Raw genomic sequence first — 11,807 nt, forward strand, 5'->3', positions numbered from 1 at the left:
TCCCTGTTATTGTCCCTATTCGTCACTACCAAAGAATGCTTTCATGGTTTCGGTCAGTGTAATAATTTCACTTGCACCACCCGTCGCGAAGACAGCGCCTAAATCCACAACCTTCTCACCTGATTTGGTCGCCACTCCAGATAGAAAGTCTTGTAACAATGCTTTGAAATCAATGAAGTCTTCTTCTGGAATCACCTGATTCACGTCCTGCAGAATTTTTTCTCGCTCACTTTGACTAAAGAAGTGATCGATAAGATCCACAAATGAAGACTGAGTTATTTTTACGATCTCGCTGTTAAATGAGTTGTCTGCAAAGTGCCCTAAAGCTTTCAATTTCGCCTGCACACCCTGCTTAACAAACGCATCTTCTATCACCATGACAATCTTGGCGGGCGCTCCCTGTTTGCGCTCCCCTTGCAACTTAGATTGGTGCAGTAATGAAAAGAACTCCGCCTTGATGAATTCGTCTGCATTGTCCAGAAACAGCAACTTGGCTTTGTGTTTGATGGTCTTGATGCGCGACTCGGTAATTTGAAGTTGTAAACTCAACTCGAAATTGGATTTGTGTTTTAGGTCGCTGTGTTCCAACAACAGGTACATCACCAAGATATCAATTTCGCTTTTTGACAGGCTACCAAAACCCCTGTCGAGATAATGCTCAAGAAACGTATCTACAAAACCCTCTTTATTGTCGATGTTCATTTCTGTCCCCTAGTTTCTATAGTCGTCTTTTCTTTTAAGACCTATTTTCTCTTGAGATTTTCGCCTCTACTTTTGCCCCAATTTTCAACACAATTGTGTCTATGCTTTCCTTGCTAGTGTCAACCCACATATCGTATTCAACATTTTTATGTACGCGGCGCAACTGCTCCCTGGCTGACCCCAGCTTTCTGTCTCCACGTGACTTTTCCCGTTGCTCCAAAAGCGACTCTTCACAGATTACCCCAACAAAAAGGCAGTCTTTTCCTTTGAGTACATCTCGCCACAGGGTTATCTCTTCATTACCATCAGCAACGTCATCTACGATCACTTTTAGCCCGCTTTCAACCAGATGTTTAACCGTTGTTCGGTAGGCGTCATTCACTTGAATACCGTATTGCCCCTTACGCACGCGAAATACGTCGCGACCTTCTAAGCATTCCTTTTCCCAATAGAATCCATCAGCGTGCTGAGTTTCGTCTCCAAGGCTGTTTGCCTTATCCGGCATCATCGAGATAAAAGTATCAATACCAATGTGCAGGTAGTAACCCGCCAGCTGAGATTGAAGTGCTTTAGCGATTGTGCTTTTTCCACTGCTGCTCGGTCCATTGAGAAAAATCACGTCCATATCTTTTCTTTATTCCTGCTTAAGATCCGTTTGAGCAATTTACAATGTAAATCATAGAAACTGATTGAGGGCTAATCCTATCATTTCAGGATGTTCCTGATGTGTCGCATGTTCAGAAAACGGAACATTCATAAACGCGCTGTCTGGCAGTAGATCAACAAGGTAAGTCGCTTCTTCCCTCGAAAAAAGGAAATCATTGTCACCTCTTATGATCAATACCGGGCAAGTGATACTGGCCATTTGATTGACAGGATAACCCGTTTCCGATCTATCCAGCCAAACAGCCTTTACTCTATCAATCAGAGTAGAAAAATCGGGCTGCGGATTAATTTCTTCATATCTGGAGACGTCTTTCGGGAATTTTTCTCGCCACATTTCCACAGACAGGGACGACAAAATGGGTTCTACCGGGTCGTTCTCTGTCAGCCGCCATTGTGAACCCAGCGTCACCACCTTTTCGACTGAATCTGGATGAGCCGAAGCCAATCTGTAGGCAACGATCCCTCCATCGCTAAACCCGAATATTGAGTATCGGGAGACTTTTAGATGGGACAGCAGCGCTTCAATGTCTTCCTGATAACGCTGGTAGCTTAGTGGTAATTCGCCTATTGTCGATTGCCCGTGACCACGAAAATCGACGGATATCACTTTGTACCCGTTGGGCACAAAATCCAGCAATGGATTCAGGTCATACATGCAACCCAACCCACCATGCAAAAACAGCAGCGGTTTGCCCGTTGGATCCCCGCTCACTTCGTAGTAAATACTCGCGCCGTCTATTTTAAGATGCCCTTCTTGCTGAAACATGGTGACCTCGTTATTTGGAATTGATATCAACCCATTCTATCTAAAGAAGATGTCAGCTTTTGTCAGCAGGATTTTGCTCCCAGCAATCTTTCTGCGTTAGGTGTATGTTGTCGCCAATTCATCAGGAGCAATGCCTAAATTAATGCAATAATACACATAACAATTAACAACAACAGTCAGCTAGGAACCATGTATGACAGCGTCAGCAAAAACCGTTGATAAAACGACCTGGGGGCGAACGCCTCACTTTGAACACTTTAGCCAGCGAGATTACCCTTATGTCGGATTTTGCGCCGATGTAGAACTCACCAACAGCTATTACTACGCAAAAGCGCATTCCATTTCGATATTTAACTTGGTGTCTTACGCCGTGCTCGCGGCAGCCAACGAGATTAGAGAGTTCAGGTTGAGGATCCACAGTGATGAGGTTGTGGAATATGAGTCTTTGCGATTTGGCTTTATCGCCATGACCAAAGAGCCCCCTCTTTTCAGCTTTGGTGAAGTAGAAAATGGCAAGAATTTTTCTCAGTTTGCAGAGTATCTTGAGGCAGAAAAGGCTCGTATCTCTGAAAAGGTGACTTTAGAAGGCGGTCCAGACAGAGACGACGTTATCTACACTTCTTGCTTACCGTGGCTGAGGTTCACGTCCTTTGTTCACCCAGTGAACCTGAATATCCCTTCTAGCATTCCGCTCATTTCCTGGGGAAAGATCATTGATAAAGATGGGTATGTGGATATGCCCGTCTCTGTTCAGGCCAACCACGCCTTAATGGACGGTTGGCACATTTCTCTTTACTACAAAAGGCTTCAGGAATTGCTGGCTGAGCCTGAAAAGCTAGTGAGTGAGATGGGGTAAGTCCTACAAAGAATGGGAGTGAGAACTCCCATTCTTTTATTGCTTGCTTAATAAGGCTATTTAACGAAATGAAATCCTTTTGGGTATTCGTGTAAACCATCAAAATCCCCTTTCCCTAGCTCTACCCCATTCGATTTGGCAATCGCATAAACCATACTCATATGAAACAATAAGTTAGGAACGATATAAAGAGAAATGAATTCAGATTGAGGTAAGCTGACATTGGCGAAACCCGCTCTATCCTGAAGCATTACATTGTCGTCGAACGATTTTATATCTGGTGCTTGTTTGAGGTAACTTAAGGTTTCATCGATCTGTGTTATCAAAGACGCAAGTCCACTTTCTCGTTGATCAAACGAAATCACTTCAACACCCAAAAGTGGGCAATATCCCCTCAAAGCAAAGTTAGTGGCTATTTTGGCATGTGCTTCCAAAGGAAACATTCCTTCAGAGAGTGAGCACTGAAGTGTATCTGATGGCACTTTTAAGAGAATGACCCTTAGCTGAATTAAATAACGCATAAAGACTTTTTTCACAATTCTGAATTCCCTGTGGATACCAATGATTAGGTTAGTTCTCAGGCAATACTCAATTCAAGTCTTTACAGGTGAATCTTCGTCCTAAGTATTAGGATTGAACAAACTCAGCGATACCCAAGCCACTACCATCAATATGATTGATCCCTCAGAACAACCGTTTCTGGTTCAAAACACACAAAGACATTTTCGGCGTTTGACTGAAAATCTAAGAATCGTCTGTTCCAAGAAGACTTATCGTCACCTAAATACTTAGTTAGTAAGCGTTCCGCACGATGACTGTCGAAGCTTTTAAGACTTGCACTACCTCTAAAACCTGCATGTATAGACTTCCCGGAAAACCTATCCCAGTCGACGATGCTTATTGCACAGTTTGGCTGTTTCGCTATCCGTTTGGGGAAAGAATCTCCTTTAACAGAGATGATCCATATCTTCTCTTCCTCCCAAAGAAACCAGACTGGTGAACAGCACGGATTAAAATCGGTATCACTTGCAAGGAAGGCATAAAGCGGATTTGACATGAATTCGTCAAGCTCAAGCCCTTTAGTTTTCTCAATAATTTTCATATAACATTCAGTTTTTACATAACGCCAGAACAAGTGGCTTAAACATCGACAAAAACATCAAGCGTGGGAAGAACGCTCAAATGGTTTCGCAATTTATGCCTTATAAGAATTCAGTTTCTAATTTAGCTCTAAGAGTTGCTAGGTTGTATTGGCTGAAAACCTTAATGCCAGCGCTTTCTAACAGTGCTGCGGTAACGCCTGAACCGTCGATTTTGGTTCCACTAAAAGTTCCATCGTAGATTTTTGAGCTACCGCATACTTTATTTGATGCTCTTTACACATTTCTAATGTGTTTTGGGCTCCTTCGATAAACTGGTTGGTAACATCAATTCCGTCATCACCTACGACAGAAGCGGCACCTAAGATAACGTCGTTACCTTTGCCTTGAATTATCTCAGCTGGAGCCCTAGGAATTGGCATTCCCGCTGATAACTCAGGACAAAAAACTACAAGTTCTAGATTGGAATGGAGCCAATCTAAATCTGACTCTGGTACAGACAAGCAACTCGCATTGTATCGAACTTTATTTCCAACCAAGCAAGAACTGATTAAAACTTTTTCCAAAAAAACTCCTTAATTTAAAGCGATTAGCGAAATCTAAAAATCAATCCTCGCTAACGTATCTCCATGGGCATCCGTTCCATACTCTTTGAAACCGAAACTTTCGTACAAATTTTTTGCCGCAGTGTTTTTCGCACGGTAAACGATATGAATGGCTTTTGGCTGATTCATTTTTATTTCATTGAGCACAAACACCATCAACTGTCGTCCATAACCCTTGCCTTGGTGTGACTTATCAATCATAACCCTTGGAATATAATATTCACCTGGCTTTTGCTCTCTCATCCAAACCGCATTCACCCACTCGGTATACATGACAAACCCAACTATTTTTTCACCTACGACTGCTGCTCTTGTTCGATAATCAGGATTAACCGATGACTCCGCAATTGAGAGTGCATTTGAAGAGACGAAGCCTTTTTGACTCTCCTTTAATCCCAGGCGCATCACTTCATATATATTGTGTTTTGTAATTTTATCTAATTTCACGTTCTACCCTGTTGAGTGAGTTTTGTAGTAAAGAATAGTTTCGCCTAAATTACTTCAGCCATGATCAGCCAGTCACTCACGTTCAAGTTCTGGATTCATTTCATACAACTTATCTATAAGTTGTTGTGCGTTAATACTGTAGTGAAGAGAACGATGGCAATTAGGGCACAAAGCGACGCAGTTAGATACGGAGTCGGAACCTCCGGATGATAAACGTCTAACGTGGTGGACTTCTAGATAAGGTTTACCGGATAGTGCTGTAAAAGGAGCCTGATCTAAACATAGTTCACACACACCGTTAGCCCGATTCAGCACCCAAGCCTTAACTTTCGCCGAACGTTCATAAACACGAATAGAACTGTAATTAACCTTAGGTTCATTTATCCCCTCTGGTTTATCAGTTGCCTTCCTTTTTTGATAGGAAGAAACTTCTATTTCAAAGCCTACATCAGGATTTGAAGGTCGATTTTCAAGCTCAGCAATTATACCTTCAATTTTATCACCGATTACCCGACCCACATTTTTAGCGGGCTTTAAACCAGACACCCAACTTCGACCTAATAGCGCAAATATATACGAAATGTTTTGCATCCTATATTCGTATGCTTTCTCTGTACGCCCATATTCTTGTGACAGTTTTCGGTAATACGCTTTCTTGTTGAACTTCTCTCCCTTTTGTTCTTGGGTAGACATTTTTAAATATATTCTAACTGTGGCTCTTAATTCTTCCTCGGACCAACTGCCGCTCATACTGCATTACTTCCTGAACGTTTACTTTTTACAATTGAATTTCAATCAATTAATTATATAAAAATCAGCAAGTAACTATATGATAAAAATGACATTTAAGTCCATCGCCTTCTTGCATGTCACTAATAAATCATGAGCGTTAATTGGACAAAAAATCACAGTAAGTGAAGTTCAAATGATGAGTTAGCTGGCGGATTAAACGGTTTGTAAGCTTCCAACTAAACAAAGCATCAAAACTAGCTCCTAAGCCTCAAAAGCTCCGAAACCGTCACGAATTGATAACCTTGCTCTGTAAGCCCTTCGATCACTAAAGGTAAAGACTGGCGTGAAACTTCGTTGTTGCTACCAAAGACATGCAGCAGAATGATGGAGCCGGGTACAGCTTGTTCATTGATGAGTTTTGCTATTGAAGAGGGGCTTTTAGCAATATCTGGGTAGGTTTCTGGCTCAATGTTCCACGTAACGGTGGTGATCCCGTTTTGATTCAGGTAGTAGGGAAGCGTAAATAGCTTGCTTCCATAGGGCGGTCTGAAAGTTATCTCACCAGAATACCCGATTGAACGGATGAGATCGTTCGTGCTTTCAATATCTTGCTCGATTTCACTTATGCTTTTTAGCACCAATCGATTATGAGTGTAGCCATGGTTACCGACCTCATGACCATCGAGAACGATATGTTTGGCAGCTTGAAAATTCGACTGAATTCCACGACCGTTTAAGTAGAAGGTCGCTTTTACTCCATATTCATTGAGGGTCGCTAATACTCTAGCTGTGTTTTCTTGGTTCCAGGGACCATCATCAAACGTAAGAGCGATGACTTTTTCTGACGTTCTAACCTTAGAAATTATATCGCCGAACAACTGATAACTTCTTGCTTTGCTGAGTTGCCACAAGCCGACAGCAACAGAAAAAAGCATAAGGATAGATATTAGTATTTTCTTCACCTGTACCTCTCTTTTCATTTCATCGGTTTCCACTGGTACAGTTTTTCGTCGGCTAATTCCAACATTGGAAGATCTTCATAAGTATCCCCATAAGCGTACACTTTATCGTAGTCAGCCAGGTCAACAGCTCGTTTGAGAAATGTCACTTTATTTTCTTTACTGCAATCCCCTTGAACGTATCGCCCGGTATAGCGACCATTTCGCACTTCAAGCTCGCTGCAGACAGGCGTAATACCTAAAGGTTTGCACCAAACTTTCAAATACACATCGAGAGACGCTGAAACCAGATAAATCTGGTCACCTCTTTTTCGGTGCCAGTCCAGTTTTTCTTTGGCTTCGGGTCGGATAACCGTATTGAGATATTCATCGGCATACCGTTCTGCAATCTGAGCAACATCATTTTCTTTACGCATCCAGAACGCAACTTTTGAGAGTACTGGTCGGGTTTTAGACGCTTGTAGCCAACCTAACTTGTAGAGAAGAATTACAGGCAACGCCAACAACCCACCTATTGCGATACGCAGCTTAGGCGTGGCATAGAAAAGAAACTTGGTATAGGTATCTTCGGTGGTGATGGTGCCGTCAAAGTCAAATAGCGCGATATTCATTACGTGGGTTTGGTCCAAACTTGATTTACGAAAGAAAGGGGGCTGCCTTCGTGGGGTTATAGCCTACTTCTTTTTTCATATTAGTAAGGCAAAAGTATCACACCTAAAAATTTCATTAAAACCAAAGGGTAAAATATCAGATATAGCCAAGAGAACCTTGTAACAAGGGGAAAGATCACTATGGTCGACACGATAAACTTCATGCCTATATAAGCTTAAAAATCCTCATTGGATAGCATAGGGCTAGTCGCATTAATTAAGTTCAACATAATTAATCTGGATTTGCAGGGTAAAGGTTCCTCAGTCATTACATAGCTAAGCAGCACTGCAGAAATTAACTTAGTTTCTTCACTCGCCTCAGCTTTTAGCCAAACATGATCATGAATTTTCCAAGGCGCCGGAGAGAACTCAGCGACAACCCTGTTGTTGAGGAAAATAGTTTGTGGGTCAATTCGGAACTGGTTTCCAGCACGATCATCCAATACCCATTGTTTGAGATGCCATTGTTTACCATTGAGTTCAAACCCACCAATATTCGGGGTGTGGGTCATTTTAACGCGTTTCCGGAGTAGTTCATTTTCGTAGGACGAATGATACCTTTTGATGGCACAGTGCTGCTTATATTTTAATGATATATGACTTCCATCGGGACCAGCCTGAGTGATTACCACTTCTCGGTTGTAGTCTTCTTCTTCATACCTTTCCGTGGAGTTATAGTGACTGTCGCTGGTGGTTTTTCCTTTGTTTATTTCGCTAGCATAACTGCCAAACCTGATGTTTTTACCAGGCATCCAGCCTTGACGCCCATGCGCTTCATATCTTTGGCTACCTTTTAAAAAATGGGGTTCTCCAGTATTGAGTGGCGTTATAATGCAACCGGACAATACTCCTGTTGACGCCAAAGCAACCCACCATTTTTTGATCATCTACCTAGCCTACTTCTTTTTTTATATTGATAAGGCAAAGTATCACACCTAAAAAAATCAATAAAACCAAAGAGTAAAATATCAGAGTTAGCAAAAAAACTTTAAATGGGCTTAAGAAGCCTTATGCTCCACACAGACTAATTCAACATCTTGTGAGCTCAGAGGCACTTGGGTAAGTCCACAAAAGTGGCTACCGTTATCAAGTGTTTGATTGTGGGAGCAGGTTTTACAAACACCAAAAGATTTGTACTGATTCTCTTTCTGAGCATTCAAAAGCAACAGTTCCAACTGCTTTTGCAATGTATCTACATCCAGCCCTGGAGACTGCGCCTTATCCCCCTCTAGGGCACAAAGCAATGAGCGTGAAGGGTATCTTTGTTCAATCAACTTCCTGCCCTGATGGTTAATAACCAGATGCGTGACCCGCTTATCGTCGGGGTCAGCCACTTTTTCCACATAACCTTTATTTTCCAAGACCTTAAGGCTCTGAGATACCGTCCCTTTTGTCAGCCCTAAATACTCGGTTACCGCTTTGGGTGTGTCGGAAAAGCGGTTACAGATCGACAGATAATACAGGGCATCCAGCTGAACAGGCTGCAAGCCATGTTCGGCTAGACCTGCTCTGGATTCATTTCGGATTAAATTTCCGATTCTGTCGAGTAATTGATGAATAACGATTGTGCTCATAACTGAATAGTATCGACTCAAAACCTTATTGACAAGTTTATTTATAGTCTGGTAGATCTAATTTAGTTTCGACTCGAAACCAAATTAAGGATAGCAATATGAGTACTAAAAATTCCAATATCACCGTTCTTTCTGCCGCCATCTCGGTCGTGTTTCTGGCAAGTTCACCTGCAACCTTTGCACACACGGCTCACTCGGGTGGCTTGCAAGCGGAAATGAGCAATGCGGCGGTGTCTGCGTTTGACATTGTTCACACCAAAGTCACCACACAGGGAAATACAGCAACGTTTCACATTGCCGTATCTGGTCAGGCTGGAAACGTTAAGCCCACGCCAACAGGGAAACTGGCAGGCAGTGACGTGTTCTCTTACGTATGGCCAACAACGTTAAACAGCGCCGAGGTCGGATTCGAAAAAGACGCAGGGATACTGGCCTTTGCCGTTACCTCTCATCCCGATTTTGATGATACGCCTTTGTACGACGAAAATGGCGATGGCGATAAAGCGAACGATGGTGATGTCTGGCACAGCCATTGGGTAGTGCTTCACCCCAATGAACAATGCGGCCCCGGAGCGCTGGGCGTGGTCGACATTCCAGAGGGAGCAAAACCAAAACTGCCCGCAACCTGGCCAGAATTACCGCTTCTGATTGATAGCCCGGACTACACACCAAACTTCGACGGAGAGTCGCTCAACGTAGAGGTTAAGTTTGAAGACATTGATGCTCTTAAACTGGCGAATTTTGATGGCGTTACCGCCGGGCTTCGAGTAAACGCAAGTGCTCACTCACCATTGCTTTGCGTTAAAGATGTATTTGATGTGGCGTCTGGCAACCTTAGCCTGCCGGGTGTTGTGAATCAGTAAGGAGGCGACAATGAACACTCTTCCCATTGCACCAGAGTGGAAAACTTCCGCATGGCTGAATGCCGATGTACCAATCACCCTGAAAGATCTGCGTGGAAAAGTCGTGGTATTACACACTTTTCAGATGCTTTGCCCCGGCTGTGTTAGCCATGGGCTTCCTCAGGCATCAAAAATACATAAAGTATTCAGGGATGACGATGTAGAGGTAATCGGGCTTCATACTGTGTTTGAACATCATCAGGCGATGCAGCTCGACTCCCTGAAAGCCTTTATTCATGAGTATCGGCTGAGTTTTCCTATCGGGGTAGATGCGCCATCCGGTGGAGACATTCCGCTTACGATGGCTGAATACGGCTTGCCCGGTACACCTACCTTGATTCTTATTGATAAGTCGGGGCAACTGCGATTCAGTCATCACGGAATCATAGACGATATGGTAGTTGCGAAAATGATTACAGACTTACTTCATGAGGAGTTTAGCCCTGTAACACCGCAGGCAACAGACCCATTCAGTCACTGCGATGATGAAAAATGCAGCACTGGTTAAGCTGAATTCGAGGTATTAAAAAACGGCAGCTCGTGTCGTTTTTTAAGGCGTGGTGCTTCCACTCATCCACGCCTTTTTTATCAACCATTTCCAGCCTCACAAGACCAGAACTACTCCCCTCTATTCTCAAGAAGAGGGTTATTCTTTGTTTCTTTATTGGTTTCAAGAGGAACGAATTCGGTTTGCCCGCCAACGACTTTAGCTTTACCTTTTGCTCCTAACGCCCATAAGAAGTCTTTCTCTGAAGCGATTTGCGGACGCACCACGATCTCACCAGACGCAACGGCATCGACGTTAAACTTGGTAATGGCGTTGCCATCGTTATCGTTAATCTGAACATCTTGAAGGGGGGTTTTGGTGGTGAGTTTGATTGGTCCCTCTGACCAGCCATTAATGTTCAGGGTTTTACTGTTCCCCTGACTGTCTGTGACGACGACATCGTAACCCAAAGTGTTTTGACGCCAGTCAGTTGATCCGTACGGTATGGATTGCAACGTGTAGTTGTATGAATCTGTGGGATCGACCAGTTTGGGCTCTGTCGCAGCATAAGCGCCAGATATAAAAAAACTCATTGTCGTTGATTTAGGCGCAGTATCCCCTGCTCCTTTCTTTTCCGTGGTTTTCTCTACTCCTCCAACAATACTGGCGATTAAGGCTGGCGCCGCAATACCTGCAATAATGAAATCCCGGACTTTACGACTGTTTTCCACCGTACTGACCGCCACGATCCCCCCGATCCCGAAGAGCATGAGCAGCCCAACAAAAAAGCTCCAGGAAATGGGCTCGGTCAATTTTGCGTTTGTGGTTTGGGTTAAAACCGTTGCCAGCATAACCAGTTTGGGCAGTACACCTCCTACTCCACCTGCCAGAAAGTACTTCGCGCTATCTAACATTTTCCTATCCTCACAAGAGATTCGGGCTAGAAAAGCATAGAAAATAAGGCAACCATTTGCAGTGAAAGAATGAGCTAAATACGCATAGTATCAATTATGGGAAAGGCAGGTGGGCTGTAGAGTGAACTCTTCTCGAATAAGGAAACAGTGATTTAATCTTCTTTTCGTTTTTCAAGCTCGTTCTGATACCAGGTTTCGTTCACAAACCAGCTTAGCGCACCAAAAATCAAACCCGCTACAAAACCGATTCCTGTTACGACAGATAGGTCAAGAGAAACAACGACCGTCTCATCAAGCGCTGGCACAACATACCCAGAGAGCAAAGCAAAAAAGGCAGGAATAATTGCCCAAGTAATGATGTACCTGGCTTTGCCAGCTTTGCGTTTCTTTTTCCAACGATTAAATTTGTGCTCTAAGGCGTTCATACCTATCTCCTCATACGGCATT

Annotated in this window: 16 protein-coding genes and 1 pseudogene; 3 read left to right on the plus strand and 14 right to left on the minus strand. The window is 43.3% G+C overall.

Annotated features, from left to right (window positions below; translation table 11 throughout):
- Positions 1–15 precede the first annotated feature (15 nt).
- Genes QMG91_RS26855 through QMG91_RS26865 form a run of 3 tightly spaced genes read right to left on the minus strand, consistent with a single transcriptional unit; the run spans position 16 to position 2,134 of the window.
- The gene (locus tag QMG91_RS26855) at positions 16–702 is read right to left on the minus strand and encodes a hypothetical protein (protein ID WP_281831088.1); all 687 of its coding nucleotides are present in this window, start codon (positions 700–702) and stop codon (positions 16–18) included.
- A gap of 34 nt (positions 703–736) precedes the next feature.
- A complete protein-coding gene (locus QMG91_RS26860; RefSeq protein ID WP_281831089.1) occupies positions 737–1,327 on the minus strand; it encodes a chloramphenicol phosphotransferase CPT family protein in 591 nt (196 codons plus the stop codon).
- Between the two features lie 51 nt (positions 1,328–1,378).
- Positions 1,379–2,134 (minus strand): alpha/beta fold hydrolase, encoded by a 756-nt coding sequence (locus QMG91_RS26865; protein WP_022591464.1) that lies wholly within the window; start codon positions 2,132–2,134, stop codon positions 1,379–1,381.
- A 193-nt stretch (positions 2,135–2,327) separates the two neighbouring features.
- Between QMG91_RS26865 and QMG91_RS26870 the strand changes: the two genes are divergently transcribed.
- The gene (locus tag QMG91_RS26870) at positions 2,328–2,990 is read left to right on the plus strand and encodes a chloramphenicol acetyltransferase (protein WP_281831090.1); all 663 of its coding nucleotides are present in this window, start codon (positions 2,328–2,330) and stop codon (positions 2,988–2,990) included.
- A 56-nt stretch (positions 2,991–3,046) separates the two neighbouring features.
- Here the strand turns inward: QMG91_RS26870 and QMG91_RS26875 are convergent, their stop codons facing one another.
- The 9 genes and pseudogenes from QMG91_RS26875 to QMG91_RS26915 form a co-directional block, all read right to left on the minus strand.
- Positions 3,047–3,526, minus strand: coding sequence for a DUF1993 family protein (locus QMG91_RS26875; RefSeq protein ID WP_281831091.1), 480 nt, complete (start codon positions 3,524–3,526; stop codon positions 3,047–3,049).
- A 131-nt stretch (positions 3,527–3,657) separates the two neighbouring features.
- Positions 3,658–4,092 carry a PNPOx family protein gene (locus QMG91_RS26880; protein ID WP_022599360.1) on the minus strand — a complete coding sequence of 145 codons (435 nt, stop codon included), beginning with the start codon at positions 4,090–4,092 and terminating at the stop codon, positions 3,658–3,660.
- 100 nt (positions 4,093–4,192) lie between these two features.
- Positions 4,193–4,656, minus strand: a pseudogene (locus QMG91_RS26885) (DUF523 domain-containing protein).
- A gap of 33 nt (positions 4,657–4,689) precedes the next feature.
- Entirely contained in the window at positions 4,690–5,142 is a 453-nt protein-coding gene (locus QMG91_RS26890) for a GNAT family N-acetyltransferase (protein WP_281831093.1), read from the minus strand.
- A 72-nt stretch (positions 5,143–5,214) separates the two neighbouring features.
- Positions 5,215–5,892: an HNH endonuclease gene (locus QMG91_RS26895; RefSeq protein WP_281831094.1), complete on the minus strand. Its 678-nt coding sequence runs from the start codon at positions 5,890–5,892 to the stop codon at positions 5,215–5,217.
- A 236-nt stretch (positions 5,893–6,128) separates the two neighbouring features.
- Positions 6,129–6,869, minus strand: coding sequence for a polysaccharide deacetylase family protein (locus QMG91_RS26900; RefSeq protein WP_281831095.1), 741 nt, complete (start codon positions 6,867–6,869; stop codon positions 6,129–6,131).
- Positions 6,851–7,444: an HAD family hydrolase gene (locus QMG91_RS26905; protein WP_038145946.1), complete on the minus strand. Its 594-nt coding sequence runs from the start codon at positions 7,442–7,444 to the stop codon at positions 6,851–6,853. Before QMG91_RS26905 ends, QMG91_RS26900 begins: the two co-directional genes overlap by 19 nt.
- A 215-nt stretch (positions 7,445–7,659) precedes the next feature.
- Positions 7,660–8,370, minus strand: a complete 711-nt coding sequence (locus QMG91_RS26910; RefSeq protein WP_281831096.1) for a hypothetical protein — start codon at positions 8,368–8,370, stop codon at positions 7,660–7,662.
- Between the two features lie 111 nt (positions 8,371–8,481).
- Positions 8,482–9,057 carry a MarR family winged helix-turn-helix transcriptional regulator gene (locus QMG91_RS26915; RefSeq protein WP_281831097.1) on the minus strand — a complete coding sequence of 192 codons (576 nt, stop codon included), beginning with the start codon at positions 9,055–9,057 and terminating at the stop codon, positions 8,482–8,484.
- Between the two features lie 98 nt (positions 9,058–9,155).
- Between QMG91_RS26915 and QMG91_RS26920 the strand changes: the two genes are divergently transcribed.
- Entirely contained in the window at positions 9,156–9,920 is a 765-nt protein-coding gene (locus QMG91_RS26920; protein WP_281831098.1) for a hypothetical protein, read from the plus strand.
- A gap of 10 nt (positions 9,921–9,930) precedes the next feature.
- A complete protein-coding gene (locus QMG91_RS26925) occupies positions 9,931–10,467 on the plus strand; it encodes a peroxiredoxin family protein (RefSeq protein WP_022602418.1) in 537 nt (178 codons plus the stop codon).
- 110 nt (positions 10,468–10,577) lie between these two features.
- Here the strand turns inward: QMG91_RS26925 and QMG91_RS26930 are convergent, their stop codons facing one another.
- Together QMG91_RS26930 and QMG91_RS26935 are read right to left on the minus strand one after the other, a co-directional pair.
- The gene (locus tag QMG91_RS26930) at positions 10,578–11,360 is read right to left on the minus strand and encodes a hypothetical protein (RefSeq protein WP_022599346.1); all 783 of its coding nucleotides are present in this window, start codon (positions 11,358–11,360) and stop codon (positions 10,578–10,580) included.
- 152 nt (positions 11,361–11,512) lie between these two features.
- A complete protein-coding gene (locus QMG91_RS26935; RefSeq protein ID WP_022562005.1) occupies positions 11,513–11,785 on the minus strand; it encodes a hypothetical protein in 273 nt (90 codons plus the stop codon).
- Positions 11,786–11,807: the final 22 nt, after the last annotated feature.

It is taken from the genome of Vibrio nigripulchritudo (assembly GCF_027924785.1).
In the GTDB taxonomy this organism is placed as follows: domain Bacteria; phylum Pseudomonadota; class Gammaproteobacteria; order Enterobacterales; family Vibrionaceae; genus Vibrio; species Vibrio nigripulchritudo.

Coding starts and splice junctions, on each gene's coding strand:
- QMG91_RS26920 (WP_281831098.1), top strand. CDS start 9,156: ATGAGTACTAAAAATTCCAATATCACCGTTCTTTCTGCCGCCATCTCG.
- QMG91_RS26880 (WP_022599360.1), bottom strand. CDS start 4,092: ATGAAAATTATTGAGAAAACTAAAGGGCTTGAGCTTGACGAATTCATG.
- QMG91_RS26860 (WP_281831089.1), bottom strand. CDS start 1,327: ATGGACGTGATTTTTCTCAATGGACCGAGCAGCAGTGGAAAAAGCACA.
- QMG91_RS26930 (WP_022599346.1), bottom strand. CDS start 11,360: ATGTTAGATAGCGCGAAGTACTTTCTGGCAGGTGGAGTAGGAGGTGTA.
- QMG91_RS26905 (WP_038145946.1), bottom strand. CDS start 7,444: ATGAATATCGCGCTATTTGACTTTGACGGCACCATCACCACCGAAGAT.
- QMG91_RS26895 (WP_281831094.1), bottom strand. CDS start 5,892: ATGAGCGGCAGTTGGTCCGAGGAAGAATTAAGAGCCACAGTTAGAATA.
- QMG91_RS26855 (WP_281831088.1), bottom strand. CDS start 702: ATGAACATCGACAATAAAGAGGGTTTTGTAGATACGTTTCTTGAGCAT.
- QMG91_RS26870 (WP_281831090.1), top strand. CDS start 2,328: ATGACAGCGTCAGCAAAAACCGTTGATAAAACGACCTGGGGGCGAACG.
- QMG91_RS26915 (WP_281831097.1), bottom strand. CDS start 9,057: ATGAGCACAATCGTTATTCATCAATTACTCGACAGAATCGGAAATTTA.
- QMG91_RS26925 (WP_022602418.1), top strand. CDS start 9,931: ATGAACACTCTTCCCATTGCACCAGAGTGGAAAACTTCCGCATGGCTG.
- QMG91_RS26865 (WP_022591464.1), bottom strand. CDS start 2,134: ATGTTTCAGCAAGAAGGGCATCTTAAAATAGACGGCGCGAGTATTTAC.
- QMG91_RS26910 (WP_281831096.1), bottom strand. CDS start 8,370: ATGATCAAAAAATGGTGGGTTGCTTTGGCGTCAACAGGAGTATTGTCC.
- QMG91_RS26935 (WP_022562005.1), bottom strand. CDS start 11,785: ATGAACGCCTTAGAGCACAAATTTAATCGTTGGAAAAAGAAACGCAAA.